General features: G+C 63.4%; 14 protein-coding genes. 7 read left to right on the top strand and 7 right to left on the bottom strand.

Features of this window, described 5'->3' with window-relative positions:
* The first annotated feature begins 1 nt into the window (after position 1).
* The 5 genes from melA (at position 2) to ACQZ5H_RS27480 (ending at position 3,981) form a co-directional block, all read left to right on the top strand.
* On the top strand, positions 2 to 1,369 hold the full coding sequence (gene melA, locus ACQZ5H_RS27500) for an alpha-galactosidase (protein ID WP_449099553.1): 1,368 nt from the start codon (positions 2 to 4) through the stop codon (positions 1,367 to 1,369).
* A 121-nt stretch (positions 1,370 to 1,490) separates the two neighbouring features.
* On the top strand, positions 1,491 to 2,435 hold the full coding sequence (locus ACQZ5H_RS27495) for a lytic transglycosylase domain-containing protein (protein ID WP_449099552.1): 945 nt from the start codon (positions 1,491 to 1,493) through the stop codon (positions 2,433 to 2,435).
* A 160-nt stretch (positions 2,436 to 2,595) separates the two neighbouring features.
* Positions 2,596 to 3,045: a peptide-methionine (R)-S-oxide reductase MsrB gene (gene msrB, locus ACQZ5H_RS27490; protein ID WP_449099551.1), complete on the top strand. Its 450-nt coding sequence runs from the start codon at positions 2,596 to 2,598 to the stop codon at positions 3,043 to 3,045.
* Positions 3,042 to 3,548 carry a peptide-methionine (S)-S-oxide reductase MsrA gene (gene msrA, locus ACQZ5H_RS27485; RefSeq protein ID WP_449099550.1) on the top strand — a complete coding sequence of 169 codons (507 nt, stop codon included), beginning with the start codon at positions 3,042 to 3,044 and terminating at the stop codon, positions 3,546 to 3,548. The genes msrB and msrA overlap by 4 nt, the downstream gene beginning before the upstream one ends.
* 136 nt (positions 3,549 to 3,684) lie before the next feature.
* Positions 3,685 to 3,981, top strand: a complete 297-nt coding sequence (locus ACQZ5H_RS27480) for a hypothetical protein (RefSeq protein ID WP_449099549.1) — start codon at positions 3,685 to 3,687, stop codon at positions 3,979 to 3,981.
* 10 nt (positions 3,982 to 3,991) lie between these two features.
* Here the strand turns inward: ACQZ5H_RS27480 and ACQZ5H_RS27475 are convergent, their stop codons facing one another.
* Positions 3,992 to 5,233 carry a sensor domain-containing phosphodiesterase gene (locus ACQZ5H_RS27475; protein WP_413712218.1) on the bottom strand — a complete coding sequence of 414 codons (1,242 nt, stop codon included), beginning with the start codon at positions 5,231 to 5,233 and terminating at the stop codon, positions 3,992 to 3,994.
* Between the two features lie 129 nt (positions 5,234 to 5,362).
* Here ACQZ5H_RS27475 and ACQZ5H_RS27470 point away from each other — a divergent pair, with 129 nt between their 5' ends.
* Entirely contained in the window at positions 5,363 to 7,159 is a 1,797-nt protein-coding gene (locus ACQZ5H_RS27470) for a diguanylate cyclase (RefSeq protein WP_449099548.1), read from the top strand.
* A gap of 2 nt (positions 7,160 to 7,161) precedes the next feature.
* On the opposite strand, the gene ACQZ5H_RS27465 is transcribed toward ACQZ5H_RS27470, so the two are convergent.
* On the bottom strand, positions 7,162 to 8,295 hold the full coding sequence (locus tag ACQZ5H_RS27465) for a TadE/TadG family type IV pilus assembly protein (RefSeq protein WP_449099547.1): 1,134 nt from the start codon (positions 8,293 to 8,295) through the stop codon (positions 7,162 to 7,164).
* Between the two features lie 244 nt (positions 8,296 to 8,539).
* Here ACQZ5H_RS27465 and ACQZ5H_RS27460 point away from each other — a divergent pair, with 244 nt between their 5' ends.
* Positions 8,540 to 9,316 (top strand): DUF1194 domain-containing protein, encoded by a 777-nt coding sequence (locus ACQZ5H_RS27460; protein ID WP_449099546.1) that lies wholly within the window; start codon positions 8,540 to 8,542, stop codon positions 9,314 to 9,316.
* Here ACQZ5H_RS27460 and ACQZ5H_RS27455 read toward each other — a convergent pair.
* The 5 genes from ACQZ5H_RS27455 to ACQZ5H_RS27435 form a co-directional block, all read right to left on the bottom strand.
* Positions 9,313 to 9,579: a hypothetical protein gene (locus ACQZ5H_RS27455; RefSeq protein ID WP_199625838.1), complete on the bottom strand. Its 267-nt coding sequence runs from the start codon at positions 9,577 to 9,579 to the stop codon at positions 9,313 to 9,315. The genes ACQZ5H_RS27460 and ACQZ5H_RS27455 overlap by 4 nt on opposite strands.
* 157 nt (positions 9,580 to 9,736) lie before the next feature.
* A complete protein-coding gene (locus tag ACQZ5H_RS27450) occupies positions 9,737 to 11,023 on the bottom strand; it encodes an HlyD family type I secretion periplasmic adaptor subunit (RefSeq protein WP_449099545.1) in 1,287 nt (428 codons plus the stop codon).
* A 30-nt stretch (positions 11,024 to 11,053) separates the two neighbouring features.
* A complete protein-coding gene (locus ACQZ5H_RS27445) occupies positions 11,054 to 13,654 on the bottom strand; it encodes a cadherin-like domain-containing protein (RefSeq protein ID WP_449099544.1) in 2,601 nt (866 codons plus the stop codon).
* 10 nt (positions 13,655 to 13,664) lie between these two features.
* The gene (locus ACQZ5H_RS27440; protein WP_449099543.1) at positions 13,665 to 15,398 is read right to left on the bottom strand and encodes a type I secretion system permease/ATPase; all 1,734 of its coding nucleotides are present in this window, start codon (positions 15,396 to 15,398) and stop codon (positions 13,665 to 13,667) included.
* Positions 15,399 to 15,467: 69 nt separating this feature from the next.
* On the bottom strand, positions 15,468 to 22,556 hold the full coding sequence (locus ACQZ5H_RS27435; RefSeq protein WP_449099542.1) for a peroxidase family protein: 7,089 nt from the start codon (positions 22,554 to 22,556) through the stop codon (positions 15,468 to 15,470).
* Between the last annotated feature and the right edge of the window lie 6 nt (positions 22,557 to 22,562).

Raw genomic sequence — 22,562 nt, 5'->3', positions numbered from 1 at the left:
CATGGCAAATCCCAGAATTACGTTCATCGGAGCTGGCTCCACCGTTTTCATGAAGAACATCGTCGGCGACATCCTGCAGCGCCCGGCGCTGTCGGGCGCGACGATCGCGCTGATGGATATCAATCCGCAGCGCCTCGAAGAAAGCGCCATCGTCGTCAACAAGCTGATCTCGACGCTGGGTGTCAGCGCCAAGGCCGAGACCTATTCGGATCAGCGCAAGGCGCTGGCGGGCGCCAATTTCGTCGTCGTCGCCTTCCAGATCGGCGGCTATGAACCCTGCACGGTGACCGATTTCGAAGTGCCGAAGAAATACGGCCTGCGCCAGACGATCGCCGATACGCTCGGCGTCGGCGGCATCATGCGCGGGTTGCGCACCGTGCCGCATCTCTGGAAAATCTGCGAGGACATGCTCGCGGTCTGCCCCGAGGCGATCATGCTGCAGTATGTGAACCCGATGGCGATCAACACCTGGGCGATTTCGGAGAAGTACCCCACGATCAAGCAGGTCGGCCTCTGCCACTCGGTGCAGGGCACGGCGATGGAACTCGCCCACGACCTCGATATCCCCTACGAGGAAATCCGCTACCGCTCGGCCGGCATCAACCACATGGCCTTCTACCTGAAATTCGAGCATCGCCAGCCCGATGGCTCCTACCGGGATCTCTACCCGGATCTGGTGCGCGGCTACCGCGAGGGCCGGGCGCCGAAGCCGGGCTGGAACCCGCGCTGCCCGAACAAGGTGCGCTATGAGATGTTGACCCGCCTCGGCTATTTCGTCACCGAAAGCTCGGAGCATTTCGCCGAATACACGCCCTATTTCATCAAGGAAGGCCGCGAAGACCTGATCGAGAAATTCGGCATCCCGCTCGACGAATATCCCAAGCGCTGCATCGAGCAGATCGAGCGCTGGAAGGGCCAGGCCGAGACCTACCGCTCTGCCAACACGATCGAGGTCAAGCAGTCGAAAGAGTATGCCTCCTCGATCATCAACTCGGTCTGGACGGGCGAGCCCTCGGTCATCTATGGCAATGTCCGCAACAATGGCTGCATCACCTCGCTGCCGGAAAATTGCGCAGCCGAAGTGCCCTGCCTCGTCGATGTGTCAGGCATCCAGCCGACCTATATCGGCGCCCTGCCGCCGCAGCTTACGGCGCTGATGCGCACCAATATCAACGTCCAGGAACTGACGGTTCAGGCGCTGATGACGGAAAATCGCGAGCACATCTACCACGCCGCGATGATGGACCCGCATACGGCGGCCGAGCTTGATCTCGACCAGATCTGGTCGCTGGTCGACGATCTCCTCGTCGCCCATGGCGACTGGTTGCCGGAATGGGCACGCGGCGGTCGCAAGGTCCGCGCCGCCTAATCGAATGACCGGCGCTGGCGGATGTCGGCGCCGGTCCCGCTCTTGACGGGAGGCGTCAAAGCATCTCGTATGGCTATATTAGCCATGTGATGGCGGCGCTGCTTGGCGGTGCCGGAACCAGATGAAGGCAGTGAGGCAGTCATCACCGCGTTGGTTGGCGCTCTTCGCAGCGGTTCTCGCTGCATGGTCGCCGGCCCCTTCCGCCTTTGCGGCGGGCGAGCCGGAAGGGCCGGCGCCTGCCGGATGTCTCTATACCCGCTCGGCGTCTGGAACGGGCGAGACGCTCTGTATCCGCAAGGACAGCTTCAACCGCGATCTCTGCAACGCCATCGAGCGATCGGCCGCCGATTTCGAGCTGCCGCCGGATTACTTTGCACGCCTGATCTGGCGCGAGAGTCGGTTTCGCGCCGATGCGCTGAGCTACAAGGGTGCGGAGGGGATCGCCCAGTTCATGCCGGGTACGGCGAAGCTGCGCGGTCTTCAAAACAGCTACGATGTTCTGGAGGCGCTGCAAAAATCTGCGGAATATCTCGACGAGCTGCGTGACCGCTTCGGCAATCTCGGCCTTGCCGCGGCCGCCTATAATGCGGGCGAGAACAGACTTGCGAGCTATCTCGGCGGCGGTGGCCTGCCGTCGGAGACCCGCGCCTATGTCATCGGCATCACCTCGCACAGTGTCGAGGACTGGAAGGGCGAGCCGCCGGAGATCGCGGCCCCTGCGCTCGACAAGACCAAGACCTTCCTCGATAGCTGCGTTGCCCTTGCCGAAAGCCGGAAGCTGCGCGAGCCTGTCTGGCAGAACGAGGGAACCTGGATGCCTTGGGGCGTGCAGCTCGCCGCACATGCCAATCCCGATGCCGCGCGGCGCCTGTTTATGGCGGCTGTCGAACGGCTACCGGCGCCGCTCAATGCCGAACAGCCGCTGATCATGCGCCAACGCGACCGCAGTTTCGGCTTCCGCCCGCGCTATGTAACGCGCATCGCCCGCCAGACCCGCGCCGAGGCGGACCAGCTCTGCGCCGAAATCCGCAAGAACAACGGGACCTGCCTCGTCTTCCGGAACTGAGCCTAACAGATACGCTGTGATACAAAGTTTAGCCCTGGGGTGACCTGACAAACTGCGAGCCGAGTGCCTATATAGCGCTTAACGATCCGCCACCCTCGTCCAGTCCCTATCCCACGTTTTAGGACGCTGGTGCAGGCGATCGATCGCTAGGAGAAGCAACATGCAGCACTATCAGAAGAGTGCCGACGCCATCGCCAAGCTGACGCCGGAGCAGTACCGTGTGACCCAGCAGTCCGGCACGGAACGGCCGGGAACCGGCGAATATCTCGATAACAAGGAGCCCGGCATCTACGTCGACATCGTGTCCGGCGAGCCGCTCTTTGCCTCGTCCGACAAGTATGAATCCGGCTGCGGCTGGCCGAGCTTCACGAAGCCGGTCGAGCCCGCCAATGTCGCCGAGTTGACCGATGTCTCGCACGGCATGGTCCGCACCGAAGTGCGCTCCAGCCACGGCGACAGCCATCTCGGGCACGTCTTCCCCGATGGCCCGCGCGATCGCGGCGGCCTGCGCTATTGCATCAACTCGGCATCGCTCCGCTTCGTCCATCGCGACAGCATGGAAGCGGAAGGTTATGGTGCCTATCTCGATCAGGTGGAGGAAGTTCAATGACGACGGAACGCGCAGTTCTCGCAGGCGGTTGCTTCTGGGGCATGCAGGACCTCATTCGCCGTTACAACGGCGTTATCTCGACCCGCGTCGGCTATAGCGGCGGCGAGGTGGCGAATGCGACCTATCGCAACCACGGCAACCATGCCGAAGCAATCGAAATCATCTTCGATCCGGCCAAGATCAGCTATCGCGAGCTTCTGGAATTCTTCTTCCAGATCCACGATCCGTCGACGAAGGACCGCCAGGGCAACGACCGCGGCCCGAGCTACCGCTCGGCAATCTTCTATACGAGCGACGAGCAGAAGCGCGTTGCCGAAGACACGATCGCCGATGTCGATGCCTCTGGTCTGTGGCCGGGCAAGGTGGTGACGGAAGTGACTGCGGTCAGCGACTTCTGGGAAGCCGAGCCGGAGCATCAGGATTATCTGGAGCGGATCCCGAATGGCTATACCTGCCATTTCGTCCGCCCGGGCTGGAAGCTGCCGAAGCGTAGCGCCGCCTGATCCGGCAAGAGTTTAAGCATGCAAAGGGCGGCCGGTGGCCGCCCTTTTTGCGTGATCACAAATATTAGCGATCCGGCTTTTTCGTTGGCGCGAATATGCGGTTCGCGGTATTCGGATTCCAAACGGGATTCGACTCATGGCCAACAAAGACCAAGTTCTCGTGACGCTGCGCACCTACATGCAGGTCAAGCGTGCGCATGATCAGAACCAGGCCGAATATCTCGAAACGCTTCAGCGGAAATCCCGGGAAGAACCGATCGACACCGCGGCGATCGCCGAGCTGACCAATGCCTATCACGAGCTCCAGCATCCCTTGCTCGATGAGATGAGCTATCGCTGGCAGGTGCTGGAGGCATGGTTCGACGATATCGAGGTCGATCTCGTCAGCTGGGCGATCCGCAATCCGAAATTCGCGAGTGCCGTGCGCGGCTGACGAGAGATCGTCAGTTCGCCATCAGATGCTGGCGCACCAGATCGGCGGCGACGGGACGGCCGAGATGATAGCCCTGGACGAGATCAACGCCGAGATCGCCGAGCGTGCGCAGCTCAGACGCCGTCTCGACACCCTCACCGACGACCAGGCTGCCGGTATGATGGGCGAAGGTCACCAGCGCATGGGCCAGCGCCCGCTTGACGCTGTCGGTCTCGATATCCTTGGTCAGGCTGATGTCGAACTTGATGATGTCAGGCCGGATGTTCAGGACGTGGCGCATGCTGGCATAGCCCGATCCGGCATCGTCGATGGCAATGCGGACCCCGCGCTCGCGCAGGGGATGGAGGGCGGCGGCGAGTTGCTGGTAATCGTAGATCTTCTCATGTTCGGTGACCTCGAGAATGACCCGGTCCAGCGGCAGATGGCGCAGCACGATATCGAGCGAACTGTCGACGATGGTCGCCGCCGAGACGTTGAGCGACAGCGAGATCGTGTCATCGCCGATGGTCGTGAACTCGTCGATGGCATTCTCGATCGCCTGGCGCTCGACGCGCGAGCGCATGCCGACATCGGCTGCTTCCGAGATCCAGATATCCGGCGAGCGTTTCGGTTCGCCGCCGAAGCGCGCCAGCGCCTCGAGCCCGACGATCTGGCGGTCGGCCATCGCGAAAATCGGCTGGAAAACGATCGCCGGCTCGCGCAACGCCAGCGCTTCGGTGATGCGCAGCAGGCGTTCGGAGAAATCGAGATTGTGGCGGATCTCATCGCTGATCTGGCTGGCGATGAGCTCGGCGAAGGCATTCATGATCTCGAGGTCGCGCTCGTTCAGCGTCGGATCGGCATGTCTCGAAAAGCAGCAGAGCGTCCCGTAAATGCGCCCGTCGTGAAGCACCAGCGGCACGCTGACATGGGCGCCGATCGGCATTTGATGCGTCGCTGGGATCTCCATCGCCTCCGGGCAGAGCGACGTATCGGGAATGAGCCGCGGTAGCTGGCCGGTCACCACCTTGTAGCAATAGCCGTCATGGAGCGGCAGAAGGTCGCCCGCCTGAAGCGGCGAAGGATAGGCGGCGCTATCGACGTTCCGGAAGAGACGGTGGTCGGGCATGAAGCGCGAGACGAAGGCGACATCCATCTTCAGATGCCGGCGCAAGGTCTTCAGCGCCCTGTCGATCGTCGTCAGCGCCGCGCTCTGCTGCGCCAGCTCCACATTTTCGCGTTGTTGCGCTTGAAGCAGCTGTGGTATCGCCATGCCCGGTTCCCGTTTTGGTGGCTCAACCTTCACGCTTATTATTAAATACTCATTTAACGCTCGATCGTTAAGGTCCACATGTCGACGTACGATTTAGGACACAGACTTTCGTGCAGGCGAGATTTCGACATGCGGATTAGCACGATCACCAACTGGGCTTACGGCGTGACGGTCGGTCTGACGCTGCTGTCAGGCGGTGCCTTCATCCTGTCGGCGCGCAGCGCCGATCACGAGCGGCAGGCGGTCGTCGAAAGCCAGGCGCTGGACGAGCTTTCCGAGCGGCTGACGATGGCCGCCGAGCAGACCAGCGAGGATGCCCGTCTCTTTGTGATGCGCGGCGAAGATCGCTATCTCCAGGCGTTCCGTGGCGACGAGAATGGCGAGCGCGATCGCGAGCAGGCGCTGAAATCCTCCAAGGCCGCCGCTCTGCTGCCGCAGGAAATGGCTCTGATCCAGGAGATCGAGCAGGATGGCGAAGCGCTCGATGCGATCGAGGAGCGCGCGGTAACCGCCTATGCGAATGGCGATCAGGAAGGCGCGCGCCAGATGCTTTTCGGCGCCGAACACGAGCGGGTGCAGAGCGATCTGCTGACCAGCGTTCGCCAGCTGACTGACCTCATTGCCACCCGCACCAATGATGCTCTCACTGACGCCAAGCAATGGAGCGACTTCTGGGGTGCGGTGGCCAAAAGCCTCCTTGGCCTGACGGCGGCGGTTTTCCTCGGCGTGCTCTATTTCGTGCTGCGGCGGCGTGTGGCCATGCCGCTGATGCGGATGACCGGGATCGTCAAACGGCTGGCGCGGCAGGATTACGCCGTCGAGGTCTTGACCGATAACCGGCGCGACGAGATCGGCGAGATGAACGACGCCATCCAGATTTTTCGCGATAATGGGCTGGAGCGCGAGCGGCTGGATGCCGAGCGCCGGGCCGACCAGCGCACCAAGGATCTCATCCTGCAGATGATGCACCGCCTGCAGGCCTGCCAGCGGCAGGAGGAGCTCGCCGAGGTCGTCTCGCTCTTCGCGCCGCAGATTTTCCCCGACTTCGCCGGCCATCTCTATGTGATGAACGACAGCCGCACGGCGCTGAGCTCGATCGGCAGCTGGCGCGAACCGCGCCGCGCCGGCCTCGTGCTAACGTCGGCTGAATGCTGGGCGCTGCGGCGCGGCCGTCCGCATGTCAGCGATGCAGCTGCCGGCGATATTCCTTGCCAGCATCTGGAACATGCCGACGAGATGGGCATTTGCGTTCCGCTCTCGGCGCAGGGCGATACGGTCGGCTTGCTCTATTTCGAAGGCGCTTCGGACAGCCAGGCAATTGCCTCGGCGCGTCTCTATTTCGAGCTGATCGCCGAGAATATCGGCCTCGGCGTTGCCAATCTGCAGCTGCGCGACCGGCTGATGGGTCTGGCGATCCGGGACGGGCTCACAGGTCTCCTGAACCGCCGGTCGCTGGATGAGGCGCTGAACCGGATCGCCAGAGACGAGAAGGGTGATGTGATCGCCATGATGGTGGATATCGATCACTTCAAGCGCTTCAACGACGAATTCGGCCATGACGCGGGCGACGAGGTGATGCGCCGCGTCTCCGCGATCCTGTCGGAGACGGTGGGCAAGGCGGGCACAGTCTATCGCTTCGGTGGCGAGGAGTTCGCGATCCTGCTCGAAGGTGGTGCCGAAGGCAGCGCGCTCGATCTCGCCGAGAAACTGCGCATGCTGATCGCGGCAACGCCGGTCACCTATCACGGCCGCCTGCTGGGTGCGGTGACGATCTCCCTCGGCGCGGCATCATCGACGGCGGACACCCCTTCGGCGGATGTGCTCCTGCGCGCCGATGCGGCACTGTTGAGCGCCAAGGCGAAGGGACGCAACAGGGCGGTGGCCGATTGGGTCGAGCGGTCCTCGACAGATCGGCGGCGTGCGTAGGGCTAGTTGGTCAGGCGGCTGACAGATTTGGTCGCCGTTTGGGCAATCGAGGCGAAGGCCGCCACGAGGCCATCCATGGTTTCCGGCTCATAGTAGTTTGCCGTCGTCGAGGCGCAATATTTCAGCAGGCTCTTGCCGTTGTCGGGCGCCATGAAGGCAACTGTGTAGATCACGATCCCATTCGCCTTGGCCGTCGCGCATTCGTTGCGGACGGACTGGTCCAGCGCCTTGTTCGGCAGGTTGGAATTGCCAGTCATGTCGCCGTCGGTCATCAGGATGATGACCCGGTCGGAATTGGCATTGCCCTTCTTCATCTGCTCGACGCTCTCGGTATCGGTGCCGTAAGAGTTCTTCTTGATGGCGGTATCGGCCGTGTTGACCGCGGCGGTAGCGTCCGTGCCGCCTGTGGGCGACATGGTCATGTTCGTCACGTATTTGCGCGATTCCACCGTTCCCCAGCTGACAGCGGACTGTCCCTTGATGCCGTTGGTATAGGAGATCACCCCGGTTCTGACGAATTTCGACGCTGAATCGGATTTGTCCAGCGCGTCGAACAGCGCCGCCGCCGCTTGCTTCAGAGCCTCGATCTTGGTGACGTAGATGGTCTCGTAGGCGAGGCAGGTTCCGAGCAGAGACAGGGTGCAACGGGTCGATTTCACCGTTGTCGTGTTCTGCGCCATCGAGCCGGATTCATCAACGACCACCTCCATCGAAAGGCCGTTCTTCGTGCTGCCGGAGCCGCTGGCGGTGTTGCTGGTGGCGCTGATCGTCTTGGTGTTTCCGGCAAACATGCTCATCAGCGGCGTCAATGTCACCGTCGCCTGCGAGCTGACGGCGACGGTGAAGGACTTGGCGGTTCCGTTCGCTGTCGTGGTGATCGTCGTCGTCGTGGCATTCTTGATGGCGGCCGCAGACGTGGCGTTCACATAGTTCGCCATCTGCCCGCCGACGAAGTCTTTCGCCAACGCCTTCCCCGAGGTCTCGTCCGCCTTGCCGTCGGCAAGCGCCGTGGAAACCGCAAGAGCCGCGGCATCCGTCGCCTCCTGCAGCTGGCGTTGCGAGATGATGATATTGCCGAGATCGATCGCTAGCCCCGCGCCGCCGACGAGCACAGGCAGCACGATCGCGGTCATCATCGCGAAATTCCCGCTACGGCTGTTCTTTAGCCGCCGCATATTGTGCAGAAAGCCAGACATGGCCGCATAACGGCCTACATCGGAAATTGTGCCAAGCGACCTTTTGGGGTGATTAACACAAGGAAAACGTGTGTGGAGCGGCGATCATCTTTGAGACAATCACAATCTTTTCCGGCCGCATTGGCGGATCGGCGCATCGGACTATATCCTCCGGCAGACTCCATAGCCGGTGACTGGATTGCCGATGTTTGAGACGCTCGCGATACTCATGAGTCTTTCGGGAAGCGCGCCTGTCCTGGCGCAAGCCGGGTCGAACGAGGTCGACGTCAAGCTGGTACTTGCCGTCGATACGTCCCGGTCGATGGATTTCGAGGAGGTCCGCATCCAGCGCGAAGGCTATGTCGAGGCGCTCAAGCACAGGGAATTCATCGATGCGGTCAAGGGCGGGCTGACCGGCCGGATCGCCATCAGCTATTTCGAGTGGGCGGGCTATGTCGTGCCCGGCTCGGTGATCGACTGGCATGTCATCGAGAACGAGGACGATGCGCTCGCCTTTGCCAACAGGTTGGAGGAACGGCCACTGAATACCCAGCGCCGCACCTCGATTTCGACGGCGATCACGCAGGGCGCGACGATGATCGTCACCAGTCCTTATTCCGCCGTGCGGCAGGTGATCGACGTCTCAGGCGACGGTACCAACAATGCCGGAAGCCCGGTTGCCCCGACGCGCGACAAGGCGGTGGAGGCGGGCTTGATCATCAACGGACTGGCCTTGATGCTGCGGCCCTCGGGCGCTCCCGGCGGTCTCGACAACTATTATGCCGATTGCGTCATCGGCGGTCCCGGCGCCTTCGTGCTGCCGGTCTACAAGATCGAGGATTTCGGCGTTGCCGTGCGCCGCAAGCTGGTCCTCGAAGTCAGCGGGCTGACCCCGCCGCCAGAAATCCAGAACGCTGCCACGGCGCCGAAGAGCGATTGCATGGCCGGCGAAAAGCAGTGGCAGGAATTCTTCGACCGCTAGTGCAGGCGCGCGCCGTGATCGCTGGCCAGATCGGCGGAGGTAATCCAGACGCGGCCGTCGAAGGCGACTTCGCCGCGGTCGGTCTTGCCGCTGGCGATGCGCTCGATCAGTCCGAGATGCTGGCGCACCGCATCGACGCGATTGGCAGCCTTCAGGGCTTCATCAAGCACGCAGACGGCCTGTCGCGCCGCGCCGTCGCCCATGATGATCAGCGTATGGTTTGCCTTGGCGAGTATCTTTCCGGGCAGTGTAACGAGCCGCATCTTACCACCTCAACTTAGCTTGGAAGCGCGCCTCCGGGGAGGCCTCGATAGCGGCAAGGCTGGTCCAATATAGTTAACGAAGGGTTAACGGCGCGCGGCCCGGAGCGATGGCGGTACGCTCCGGGCCGCGGCTGCCGATACGTTTCGCGGAAGCCAATCACTCCTCGCGAAACGCCCGCATCATCTGATCCGTAAAGGGTTTGGCGAGGTAGGAGAGGGCGCTGCGCTCCTCCGTCTGGACATAGACCTCGACAGGCATGCCGGGCATCAATTTGCGCGATCCGAGCGCCAGAAGATCGGCTGGCGTGATGGTCGCGAGATAGTAGGGCCGGCCGGTTGCGCGGTCGGTCGCGGTCGCCGCAGCGACCACATCGACGGTGCCGTGGAATTCCGGCGTGGTGCGCTGGTTGAAGGCGGTGAAGCGCATGCGGGCGGGCTGGCCCGGGGCGATACGGTCGATATCGGCCGGTGGCACCTGGATCTCGACGCTCATCTCTTCGCTATCGGGGACGACGGACATCACGGTCGCGCCAGCGCCGACAATGCCTCCGATCGTGTGGATCTGCATGTCATAGATCAGCCCGTCAACCGGGGCTCGCACTTCCATGCGGGTCAGCCGGTCACGGGCGGCGACTTCGCGTTCCCTGAGCTCCGCCACCTTGGCTTCGAGCGCGACGATCTCCGTCTGTGCTTCCTTGCGGTGGTTCTGGTCGAGCGACAGCAGCTTGATGCGAACCTCGCTGATCTCGTTTTCGGTCTCGGCCATGCGCGCCATCAGCTCGCCCTTGGCGCCTTCGTTGCGGGCCTTCTGCCGGGCGAGATCGCGCTGCTGGGCCACCTGGATCAGGCCCTTGGCAAGAAGGTTGTTGGCCTTCTGCAGCTCCTTGTCGATGATCTCCTGCTCCGCGTCGTTCGACTGGGCCTGGGCGCGATAGGCGGCCACCTGCTGCTCCAGCTGGATGATCTGTAGTCGCAGCTGCTCCTTCTGATTGGTCAGCATGCCCAGATTTTCGCTGAACAGCTTGGTCTCGCTTTCGAGGAGCGGGGCGGGGATGGCAAGGCCCTTGAAGTCAAGGGACTTGGCGCCATCGCGCTCGGCCGTGAGGCGGGTCATCATCGCCAGCATCTGCTGCAGCTGGCCCTGGACGATGGTCAGCTCGACGCGCGTCTGCGTTTCGTCCAGACGGAAGAGCACCGAGCCCTTGCGCACGGCATCGCCGTTGCGCACCAGGATCTCGGAGACGATGCCGCCATCGCGGTGCTGGATGACCTTGACCTGTTGCGAGACGGCGACCTGCCCCTGCGCGATGACGGCACCCGAGAGCTTGGCCTGCGCCGCCCAGCCGCCGATGCCGAAGACCAGCGCGCCTGCCAGGAATGCGGACAGATAGATGCGCCCGGATATGCCGAACTGCTTCTGGGTTTCTTTCTTTGCCGGTTGCATGTGCTTTCCCCTCATTGTCCTTGTTCTTGATCAGCCCTGATGCGGCGTGACGCCGTCCTGGCCGGGCTCGCGTGCTGCGAGAATGAAGTCTTGTTCGGTCAGTTCGTGGCGGCCGTAGAGAAGGATCTCGAAATCCTCGTCCCGGTCGAAATCGATGATCGCCTTGACGATCGTCCGGTCGCCGCCCTCGAAATTCTCGTGATAGAGGACGATGCGGTTCGGCGCCGCCTGCGGGCCGCCGCTATCATCGCCACCGAAGACCAGACCGCCGATGCCGGCAGCGATTCCAGAGAAGTCGATCCGGTCGCCGACAGCGAAATCGCGGATTTCGTCGCGGCCATCGCCATCGTTTTCGAGTGCCGCGAGACTGCGGAACACGAAGACATCGGCGCCATCGCCGCCCGCCAGGAAATTCAAGCCGTTGCCGGCGATCAGCATATCGGCGCCACTGCCGCCGATCGCGGCTTCGAAGCCGTCGAGCGTGTCGGCGCCGATATCGACGCCGGTCGCGGTTCCACGGTCGAGGTCGATGATGACGGCATGGACGGCGCCTGCTGCGCTGTAGGTATCGAAGCCGTCGCCACCCTTGTAACTGTCGTCTCCATCGCTGCGGCCATCGCGGTCTTCGTCGGCGGCATGAACGGCGGCCAGCACGATATCGTCGCCGTCATCGCCGGAAACGGTGTCGTTGCCATCGCCACCGGTCAGCACGTCGTCGCCGTCGCGCCCGGAGAGGCGGTCGTTGCCGTCACCGCCAACGAGGATGTTGTCGGCGGAGTTGCCGGAAAGACGGTCGTGACCGGCGCCGCCGATGACGGCCTCGAAGCCGATGATCGTATCGCGACCGATCTCCTGGCCCTCGGCGAGCTGTGCTTCGAGATCGGCGATGACTTCCTGCACGAGCGCGGCGAGATCGAGCGTGTCGAAGCCGTCATCGCCGCAATAATCATCGTCGCCATCGTCTTCATCATCATCGCCGGTGCGGCCGCGCACGACGACGACATCGTCGCCGTTGCCGCCGGAAATGCTGTCGTCGCCATCGAGGCCGCGGAGGACGTCGTTGCCATCGCCGCCGGAAAGCAGATTGGCTTCGTCATTGCCGGTCAGCGTGTCGTTGCCCGAGCCCGCGAGCACGCCTTCGATCTCGGTGAGGCGGTCGCTACCGATCTCCTCGCCTGTCGCAGTGCCCTGCGACAGATCGGCGGTGATCGCCTTGCGGGCGCTCCTGACATCATAGACGTCATGGCCTTCACCGCCGGAATAGGTGTCGTTGCCGTCGCTGGAGGGCGCGGTCGCCGCACGGGCTTCTTCGCCGGCGAGCCCGGCCTTGATGACATCGTCGCCCTTGCCGGCGATCACCACGTCATTGCCGCTACCGCCGGTCAGCGTGTCCTCGCCGTCGCCGCCGTCGAGATAGTCGTCGCCGGCTTCGCCGAGCAGGTCGTCATTGCCTTCTTCGCCGAACATGCGGTCGGCGCCGGTACCGCCGCTCAGCTGGTCGTCGCCGCGGCCTGCGATCAGGATATCGTTGCCAGCCTCGCCGAACATGCGGTCGTTGCCGTCTTCGCCGAAGAGCACGTCGTTGCCATGGCCGCCGAACAGCGTGTCGTGACCGGCCCCGCCATAGAGCGTGTCGTTGCCGTCGCCGCCGAGGATCAGGTCGTCGCCCGCGCCACCATTGATGACGTCGTCGCTCTCGCGGCCGTAGATCGTGTCGTTGCCGCCGAGGCCGGCGATCAGGTCTTCGCCCGGCGTGCCGGTCAGCGTGTCGTCGCCTTCAGTGCCCTGCAATTCATGCGGCGGCGCCTTCTGCAGCCGGAAGATCGCTGCAGTGCGGATCTCGGCTGCGCCATCCGAAACGTCGTAGGTGAAGGTGACGTCGCCGACGAAGCCGCGCTGCGGCGTATAGAGCCAGACATCGGCGCCATAGGAGCGGATCTGGCCGGAGGTGACCCTGATATCGTTGATGCTGAGCGTGTCGCCATCGGGATCGTAGATATGGGCGAGCAGATCGTCGAGCAGCACCAGCGCCGACAGGTTGACGAGGCCGCTCGAGAAGATCGGCCGTCCGAAACTCATCGGCGCCCGGTTGGGATCGTCTTCTGAAGATTGGCCGCCGCCGCCATGCCCGGGAGTGCCGCGGGATGGGCGTGGCTGGAAATCGAGGCTGAGCGGCGAGCGCGGCGAGGGGAACTCAAAACCCTCGCCGGTATCGATGATGCTGCGGCGGTTGTCGTTGGCGGTGATGGTGACGACGCCGCGCTGGACGCGCTCCGGCAGTTCGGAAACGTAGAAGAGCGTGGTGCGGAAGCTCAGGCGTACCGCGGGCTGCTGCTCGGTCTCGACAGGGTATTCCTCGCTGGCGAGCTGCTGCAGGAAGGCCGTGACATCCTCGATGACTTCGTAATCGTCGCGCGCTGCCGGGCCTTCTTCCTTCTCGCGGCTTTCCGTCTGCTGGTTCTTTGCCTCCGGCTCGGCCTTGCCGAACATCATGGCGAGGGCGGAGAAGGCGGTCAGCGGCACGAAGAATTTGCGCGCGCTGCGCTTCTCCTCTTCCTTTTCCCGATACTTGTTGATCGGGGCGATCGCTGCCTGCGCGTCCGGCAGGCCAAGGGTGAGCTTCTCCTCCATGACGCCCTCCCTATTCTGCCGCGGTGGTGCGCGCCGGCCGTTCGGCGAACGACTTCTCGACCGCGATCGGCCGCGCCTTCGGTTGCAGCAGCGTTTCCTTCGGGCCGAAGGAGACGAGCTTGCCGTTCTGCAGCAGGCCGACCATGTCGACCGCCTGCAGCGCACTCGGGCGGTGGGCGATGATGACGACGATGCCGCCGCGGCGCCGGACCGAGAGAATGGCCGTCGTCAGCGCCTCTTCGCCTTCGGCGTCGAGATTGCTGTTCGGCTCGTCGAGCACCACCAGGAAGGGCTCGCCATAGAGCGCGCGGGCGAGCGCCACACGCTGGCGCTGGCCTGCGGAAAGCGCGGTGCCATGCGGGCCGAGTTCGGTCTGGTAGCCGTCGCGCAGGTGGACGATCATGTCGTGGATGCCGGCGGCCTTGGCGGCAAGGATGATCTTGCGCGGATCGGGCTCTTCTGCAAAGCGGCAGATATTGTCCGAGATCGTGCCGTCCATCAGCGCCACGTCCTGCGGCAGGTAGCCGACGTGATCGCGGAAGAAATCGGTGTTCCACTGGCCGAGATCGGCGCCATCGACGCGTACCGAGCCGCGCAGCGCCGGCCAGATGCCGAGCAGGCTCTTGACCAGCGTGGTCTTGCCGCCGCCGCTCGGGCCGATGAGGCCGAGCGCCTGGCCGGCCTTCAGCTCGAAGCTGACTTCGCTGAGCAACACGGCGCCGGTGCTCGGGGCAACCGTCGTCAGCCCCTCGATCTTCAGGCTTTCCTTCGGTTCGGGAAGCGGGATGAACTCGTCCTTGCCGTTCAGCACGGCGAGCGTTTCCTGGATGCGGTGATAGCTGCGGCGGGCTGAGACGACGCTCTTCCACTGCGCGATTGCCAGATCGACGGGGGCAAGCGCGCGGCTGGTGACGATCGAGGCGGCGACGATGGCGCCGGCCGAGAGTTCGCCGCCGATCGCCAGATAAGCGCCGAGACCGAGGATCGCCGATTGCAGCATCATGCGCAGCACCTTGGAGAGGCCGGACAGCGTGCCACCGATATCCGAGGTCTTGGTCTGGTGCTCGAGGTGGTAGCGGTTGGCGCGCTCGAAACGGTCGACCGCACGCTGCGTCATGCCCATGGCATGCAGGACTTCGCTGTTGCGGGTATTGGAGTCGAGAACGGCATTGCGGGTGACGGCCGCCTTGATCATCGTTTGTGCATGGCGGCGGGTCAGTACCTCGGCAAGGATCGTCAGACCGGCGAGAATGGCGGCGCCACCAAGCGTCAGCATGCCGAGTACCGGATGCAGCAGCCAGACGAAGGCGAGGTAGATCGGGATCCACGGCAGGTCGAAGAGGGCGATCGGGCCCTGGCCGCCGAGGAAGCTGCGCAGCGTGTCGACATCGCGGCCGCGCTCGGCGGCTTCGGCGGTCGAGTAGCCGTAGCGCGGCATCTCGACGACGACCTGGTGCGTGAGCGGCGCCAGCGTCGTATCCATCCGGGCCCCGAGGCGCACGAGGATCTGCGAGCGCAGGATGTCGAAGACGCCCTGGAAGAGATAGAGGCCGATCGCCAGGACCGAGAGAGCGATCAGGGTGGAGATGCTGCCGCTGGCGAGTGCCCGGTCATAGATCTGCAGCATGTAGAAGGCGCCTGTCAGCGCCAGGATGTTGATGAGCCCGGACAGGCCGAACAGATAGGTCAGGATGCCGCGTGCCTTGTCGATCTTGTACTGCGGCTCTTTCTTCTTCGTTGCCATGATTTTCCCCTCCGGCAATTCATTCGGCATGCCCCATGGCCATCAGCGGCCATGGGGCAGAGCCATCGATCAGGAGACCCCGTTGAAGTCCGATGCCTTCAGGTTATGGGTGCCCGCGATCATCAGTTCGAAGTCTTCTTCCGGATCGGCGTTGACGTTGCCGCGCAGCACCGTGAAGGCCTCGCCATCGATGGTCTCGTGGCTGACGGCGATCTGGCCTGCGGCGGTGATCGAGCCTGCTTTCAGGGCGAAGCCCTGGACACCGGCAACCGACGTGTTGGCGTCGATGGCCGAGAAGTCGATCTTGTCGCCCGGCTGGAAGCCGTAGATCTTGTCGCCATTGGCCGCTGCCGCCGAAGTGAAGCGGAAGACATCTTCGCCAGCCCCACCATCGATGATGTTGACGGCAAGCGACGCGGTGATCGTGTCGTGGCCGGAACCGCCGATGAAGTTTTCGAAGCCGTAGACGGTGTCGTTTCCGGTGCTCGATCCCACGACGCTGTCTCTGCCCATGAAGCCGTTGCCGAGATCGACCGTGAGGTTGGTCGTGGCCGCTGCATAGTCGAGCGTGTCGTTGCCGTCTCCGCCCCAGTAGGTGTCGGAGCCGTCGTTGAGCTTTGCGAGGATGAGGTCGTTGCCGGCACCCGCCCATATCTGATCGTCGCCTGCGCCGCCTTCGATGACGTCGTCGCCATCGTCGCCGTAGAGCCGGTCGGCCCCTGCGTCGCCGAAGATATGGTCGGCATCGGCGCCGCCATGGATCTCGTCGTCGCCGTCACCGCCCGAGGTGACATCGGCACCCGCGCCGCCGGTGATCAGGTCGCTGCCGCCTTCACCGCGAAGGATGTCGCTGCCGGCTTCGCCGACGAGGATGTCGTTACCATCGCCCGCCAGGATGATGTCGGCGGCTGCCGCACCAAGCAGGGCTTCCCCGGCTCCGGTACCGATCAGCGTGCGCGGCGCGGCCGGAGCCGTGCCTTCGCCGCCGGACGGCTGTTCGCCGTTGTCGTCGTCATCACCGTCATCGCTGCCTTCCTGCTCTTCTTCTTCCTCCTCTTCGTGATCGTCGTCACCGGGATCAATCGGCGGTACGGACCCTTCAGGACCGACGAAGGTGATCGAGCTGCCGTCACGGGTCATCACCGTGCGCCCCTCGTCATCGACAGTCGTTTCGAAGTCTGCGGCGGTGAGGCCCTCAGGCAGTTCGATGACATCCTGCGGACGCAGCGTGCCGACGATCGTGTCGTGACCGCCGTTCGAGCGGAAGACGATACGGTGGGCGGACTGGAGCGCCGAGATATCGATGACGTCGTCGCCATCGGTGCCATCGATGGTGATGGTGTTCAGCGCCAGGCTGGTCTGCGAGAAGTCGCCGATGACGGTGATCGTGTCGCCGCCGGTCACACCGCCAGTCGGCGTGCCATCGTCGAGCGTGATATTGCCGACGGTGATCTCCTCGATATTGTCGAGCTCGGCGATGACGGAGGCGTTGTCGGTACCGTTGCGGGTGATGACGATTTCAGTCGTCGCCATCAGTCCGGTGATGCCGGCAAGCTCGGCGGCCTGCCGCGTATAGATGCGGAAGGTCTCGTTGCCGCCCTGGCCGGTGCGGCCGTTGAGGTCGAACGTATCGGTACCGGCGCCGCCATCGACGATGTCGCGGCCGTCTGTTGCGCCGTTGTTGTTGGCGTTCCAGACGATGGTGTCGTTGCCTCCACCGGCGAGGATGATGTCGTTGCCGGTGCCGCCGTCGAAGGTGTCGCCGGTATTGTCGCCGATCAGGATGTTGTTGCCGGTTGTGCCGCTGACATCGTTGGTGTCGCGGGTGACGGATACCGTTGCAGTATCGGTCGCCGCACCGTCGCTCACCGTATAGGTGAAGTTGCGCTGCTGCGTCGTCGTCTGGGTAACGGTGACGTCACCGTTGGCATTGGCCACGGCCGTGAAGTTCGTCTGGTTTTCGGTGGCGCCGGTGATGTTGAGAATGCCGTCGATATCCGTATCGTTGGCGAGTAGTGCCCATTCCGGGATGACGAAGCTTCCGCTCTCGACATTGGTGATGACGGTGTCGTCACCGGCGACGGGTGCATCATTGACCGCGGTGACCGAAATCGTCGCCGTCGACGGATTGCTGTCCATCAGGCCGTCATTGACGACGACGGTGATGACGCGTGGCACGGTTCCCGGCTGATCGGAGTTATTGCCGAAGGAGATCGCCTGGATCGCCGCCTGGTAGGCAGCAAGGGTGGCGGTCCCCGTCAGCGTGATCGCGATCTGGCCGGCGACCGACGTGTCGGTCTGGGCTGTGATCCCAGCCGGAAGCGTGCCTGCGCTCAGCAGGTCGCCGTTCTGGGCGTTGGTCAGCACGATCCGTGCGGAGACAATCTGGCCGTCTTCGTCGGTGATGGTAGGGCCGGAGGCGATGGCGATCGGGTCGCCATTCTCCACAAAGGTCGCCGCGTAGTTCGTCGATGGTGCGGCAGCCAGGCGGGTGAAGTCAATCGTCACGTTGTCGATGGTGACCACTTCGTTGGTGTTGTTGAAAGATGTTGACGTGAAGCGAATGGTGGCGTCTGCCTCAAATCCGTCCTCGGGGCGAGGGAGCGTGAAAGTACGCGACGTCGTGTTGGCGTTGCCGGTGATAATGTCGATCGTAGTGAAGTTCTGGCCGTCTGCCGCAAACTCAACCGTTACGGTCTCCCCTGCGTCGAGATTAGCTTCCTCGATGTCGTAGCTCAGCGTTGCGACTGTTGCGCCCGCAAGGTTGACGATGCGCTCTATCGCAGCGCCGTTGCCGCTTTCAAAACGGAGTTCGCCACCGTTGACGAGCACGTCGCCTCCTGTTGCGCCGCCATTGTTGCCGGGATTTCCGTCGCTGCTTTCCACCCACGAAGAAGCCCAGGGCGTCGTGCCGTCAGAGCCTGAGTAGTTCGACGGGCTGAAGTCGTCCAAATACTGGCCACGATCGAGTGTGTAGAGCTGCAGCTGCGGCGGGCTCAGCATGTAATCGCCGTCGGCAAAGCGCAGGCGCTCGATGTTGAAGAGGCGGTCGGTGCCGTCGGAAACTGGATTGCCAACCGCTTCCTCCTCGCCGTCAGGCCCGCCGTCTGCGTCGAAGCCGGTATGGGCGACGGTGATGCTGCCATCGGCATTCTGGGTGATCGTGTAGTTGGCGCGGACGTCGGTGTAGACGGCGGTATCGATATCGCCTTCTTCCCCGCCGTCGATGATTTCGCGGACAATTTCCAGCTGGCTCGGGTTCAGCGTGCGGTCGAACATCAGGTCGCTGAGTGTGCGGCCATTAAACATCGCCGCGCCGTTGGGTGCAAAGACGCCCTTGGAGAGCCCGTCGGACGAGCCGATCTCCGTGCCGTTGAGGTCGTTGATGCGGATGCGGACGTTCAGCCAACGGTCGCCGTCGATGACGTCGTCACCTGCGAGACCGGTGATCGTATCGGCACCACCGCCACCGAGCAGGATGTCTGACGCATCGGCCGTATCCATGACGATGGTCTCGGTGACGCCGTTGACCGTCACACTGGTGCGGGCGCGGTGAGCGACGAGCTCGGAGAGACCGGCGATCAGGCTAAGGTTCTTCTCAAGCAGTGCGTTCGAATAGCTCTCGAGCGGGCTGCCGGTGCCGGGAATGGCGGCGGTGTTCTGCAGTTCCGCCGCGGCATTGGTCGGGCGGACACGGCCGGTCAGGATGTCGTCATGGACCCAACCTGAGAGACCTTCGACGAGGTCGAAGCGGTCGCGCAGGATGAAGGCTTCCTGGGTGGCGAAGAGCGGGATGCCGAGATCGGAATTGGCCGCCGTGTCATCGCCCTTGTGGATTGCCCAGTCGAAACCGGCCATGCCGTTGCTGCGCTGGATGCCATCGCCCTGGAACATGATGTCATCGCCGGATTCGGCGTCGTAGTCGGTGTCGCTGCCGTCGCCGTTCAGGACGTCGTGGCCGATGATCGAGGAGTTGAAGAACAGTTCGGAGTTTTCACCCGAGAGCGTGTCGAAACGCCCGCCGCCTTCGATCCAGTCGTTGCCCTCGTTGCCCATCAGGAAGTCGCCGCCGTCACCGCCGCGGATGAAGTCGTCGCCGAGGCCGCCGAGCACGTGCTTGCCGTCAGGACCGGCAATGATGAAGTCCTTGCCGTCATTGCCGAAGATCAGCGCCAGACCGCTGCCGCCATGGATGACGTCGTTGCCGCCTTCGCCATGCAGGAAGTCGGCCGCGCCGATATCGGTGCCGGCATTGGTGATGATGTCGTCGCCGTCGCCGCCGTGGACATGATCGACGCCGTAGCCGGCTTCGAGCGTGTCGTTGCCGCCATAGCCCCAGATCGTGTCGTCGCCTTCGCCGGCAATGATCGTGTCGTCTTCATCCGTGCCGCCCATGACGACATGATCGCCGCCGTGATAGGCCATGTAGTCGAGATCGCCGTCACCATCGGTGTCGCGGCGCACGACCAACGGCGTCAGAGCCTGCAGGATCGCGTCGGTGAAGACCGGGTCCAGGCCGACCTGCTTGGTGATGTCCATCTCAAGCGTATGGTCGGGCGTCGAGAAGATGTCGCCCGGCAGAGAGGTGGAGCCCGCGCCGAGATCGGTGTTGCGCATGATGATCTTGCTCAGCGAGTTGTTTTCCAGCTCGTTGAGAAGGTTCAGGCCCTGGACACGCGAGAGATAGTAGAAGCGGTCGGATTCCTGCAGGTTTTCCATCTGCAGTTCGAAGACGAAGGAGAAGGTGGAGCCCAGCATGCCGCCGAAATCCATCTTCTTCTCGGCAAGGCCGCCGATCCAGAGATCGATGTCGTTCAGGCCGCTCTCCACATTTGCCCAGGTGCCGGTCGAGTTCAGGAAGTCGAGGCGGTCGGAGGGTGCGCCCGCCGTGCCGAGCACGATGGAGGCTGCAGCAGCGCGCTTGGCGTCAAGCGTCGTGGCACCGGTGATCGAGGAATGCGTGCCGTAGGCGGCGATGAAGTTGACGATCGAGGCGGTGTTCTGCAGGTTCAGCGCGAAGTCCGTCCAGCTGACATAGGGCTTCAGCTGCGTGTCCTGGCCGGCTGCCTGATAGAACTGCGCACGCGCCTCGTTCAGCGTCGGCAGTCCGACGTCGCGGCCGCGGGCGATGTTGAGGGCAGCAAGGTCGAGCGGGATGCCGACCAGCTGGTTGCGCAGCACGTCGGTGACGAACTCGTCGATCTCGTTGCCGCCCTGGCGGGTCATGCCGCGGATGATCGCGCCGGCTGCCTCGTCGTGATCGATCAGCACGTCGCCGTTTGCATCGACCTCGCCGAGTTCGAGCGGGTTCAGGAAGCCGTCGAAGAGGGTGATGTTGTCGAAGCTGAAGGTGCCGTCGGGATTTTCGACGAGACGGTCGATATCCTGGTTCAGCATCGAGTGGCCGAATCGGTAAACAGCATGGGCGAATTCGGCAAAGATCGCCGGGTTGATATCGGTCGACGGCTCGAAGAGGAAGGCGTCGATATCCGGCTGCATCTTTCGGCCGAACTCTTCAAAGACCAGATGCTGATACTGCATTTCGGTCGTGAAGCGGCCAGCCTGGAAGAGGCGCTCGCCGTTCCAGACGAGGCCTTCGAGCTCGGCTTCGGTCGTTGGCAATGTGGTGATCGGCTCGAGGAGCCACTGGTTGATGAAGACCAGATCGGCGCTGTCGAGGACCACCTGCTTCGTCTGCTCGACGACGCTGTTGTGCTCCGAATGGAAGATATGGTGGATTGAGGTCAGGCCGATGTTTTCGTTACCGCGGCCGTCGCCGGTGATGTAGTGGGCGTCGAGTAGCTCGTCGTCGTATTCGAGGTTCTGACCGCGAGAATTCACGGCCACCGGATTGCCGGCGACATCGTCGGCATCCGCAACCAGCACACCACTGGCGATGACCGGTACTGCGGCATGGGCGATATCATCGAGGAAGGCATGGCCGATGCGAACGGCGCCGGCTGTGCTGACCGGGGCGCCCGGCGTGCCGGAGACGACGATGTCGTCAGCCGTGTTCGGGATGCCGTCGGCGCCAATGCCGGTGATGATCTGCGCATAGCCGTTGGCATCGGGGATGAAGCGGCCATAGGGATCGGTGCGCAGCAGCGGAATGTTGGTGACATCGGCATCCGTCAGCTCGATGCCGAGCATCTCGCGGGCCTGTTCCTTGATGTCGGCCCAGGTCGGCAGGCCGCGGGCGCCATCGAGAAGATTGCCGGTCGCGACCGGCTTGCCTTCGTGCATGACATATTCGCGCAGGAAGACCTGATGCGAGGCATGCGAGGTGTAGGTCTGGTTCTGGTCGACCCAGGGGGTCGTGGTGTTGGCGGCGACTTCGCCATCGGCGTCGCGGCTGGCGCGGGTCAGGACCATGAAATTGGTATGCGGCGATGCCGGATTGTAGAGCGGGTCATCCGGCGACAGCGGGATATAGACCGTGCCTGCGCCGCCCTTGGCCACGAGGTCGAGGCCGTGGTCGAAGAACTGGCCGAACAGCGTGAACATCGAGTTGTAAGGTGCGGAATCGCCGATATCGGGCGAGACGTTTTCGAAGGTGTAGACGTAGACGGGCGTACCGGCCGCGGCGAGAACGGTGCCGTCGGGACCGATCACGTCATTCGCGTGGACGACGGCGGCGCCGTTGGCGTCCTGCATCGGCGCGCGCGTCGCCGTCTTGCCCTCGGCGAGCATGGCGTCATAGACCATGATCGCGGCCGGGTTATTGCTGGTCTGATCGACGATCAGGTTGGAGATGATGCGCGGATCGGCATCGACGACGGTGCCCGGCGCCAGCATCGGGTTGCCGGTCGGCGTGCCCGGCGTATAGTTGCCGTTGGTCAGGTAAACCGGATTGGCCGGTGTCCCGAACATCTGTGTGTCGTCGTTCTCGTTGAGGTAGTTCGGCTGCACCAGCGGCGTGAACGGCTGGTCGGCTGCGCCCCAGGTTTCCTTGCCGTCGAGCAGGTTGTTGTAGCTGCCATCGACGGTTCTGAGACCATAGGGCAGGAGATGCGCCTGCGGCGCGCCCGTGCCGGTCGCGCCGGCTGCCTCGCCGGCTTCGGCGACGAGAGCCGCGAGGTCGCCACCGGCCGCATGCTGTTCGGCGATGGCGATCTGCTTCAGGATGAATTCGAGATCGTGTCTTACTAGCGTTACCATTTTCCC

The sequence above is a fragment of the Rhizobium sp. 21-4511-3d genome, from assembly GCF_053522545.1.
Note: the sequence above shows the minus strand (reverse complement) of the source record. Positions and strands in the feature narration are given on the sequence as shown.

Coding starts and splice junctions, on each gene's coding strand:
- melA (WP_449099553.1), top strand. CDS start 2: ATGGCAAATCCCAGAATTACGTTCATCGGAGCTGGCTCCACCGTTTTC.
- ACQZ5H_RS27495 (WP_449099552.1), top strand. CDS start 1,491: ATGAAGGCAGTGAGGCAGTCATCACCGCGTTGGTTGGCGCTCTTCGCA.
- msrB (WP_449099551.1), top strand. CDS start 2,596: ATGCAGCACTATCAGAAGAGTGCCGACGCCATCGCCAAGCTGACGCCG.
- msrA (WP_449099550.1), top strand. CDS start 3,042: ATGACGACGGAACGCGCAGTTCTCGCAGGCGGTTGCTTCTGGGGCATG.
- ACQZ5H_RS27480 (WP_449099549.1), top strand. CDS start 3,685: ATGGCCAACAAAGACCAAGTTCTCGTGACGCTGCGCACCTACATGCAG.
- ACQZ5H_RS27475 (WP_413712218.1), bottom strand. CDS start 5,233: ATGGCGATACCACAGCTGCTTCAAGCGCAACAACGCGAAAATGTGGAG.
- ACQZ5H_RS27470 (WP_449099548.1), top strand. CDS start 5,363: ATGCGGATTAGCACGATCACCAACTGGGCTTACGGCGTGACGGTCGGT.
- ACQZ5H_RS27465 (WP_449099547.1), bottom strand. CDS start 8,295: ATGATGACCGCGATCGTGCTGCCTGTGCTCGTCGGCGGCGCGGGGCTA.
- ACQZ5H_RS27460 (WP_449099546.1), top strand. CDS start 8,540: ATGTTTGAGACGCTCGCGATACTCATGAGTCTTTCGGGAAGCGCGCCT.
- ACQZ5H_RS27455 (WP_199625838.1), bottom strand. CDS start 9,579: ATGCGGCTCGTTACACTGCCCGGAAAGATACTCGCCAAGGCAAACCAT.
- ACQZ5H_RS27450 (WP_449099545.1), bottom strand. CDS start 11,023: ATGCAACCGGCAAAGAAAGAAACCCAGAAGCAGTTCGGCATATCCGGG.
- ACQZ5H_RS27445 (WP_449099544.1), bottom strand. CDS start 13,654: ATGGAGGAGAAGCTCACCCTTGGCCTGCCGGACGCGCAGGCAGCGATC.
- ACQZ5H_RS27440 (WP_449099543.1), bottom strand. CDS start 15,398: ATGGCAACGAAGAAGAAAGAGCCGCAGTACAAGATCGACAAGGCACGC.
- ACQZ5H_RS27435 (WP_449099542.1), bottom strand. CDS start 22,556: ATGGTAACGCTAGTAAGACACGATCTCGAATTCATCCTGAAGCAGATC.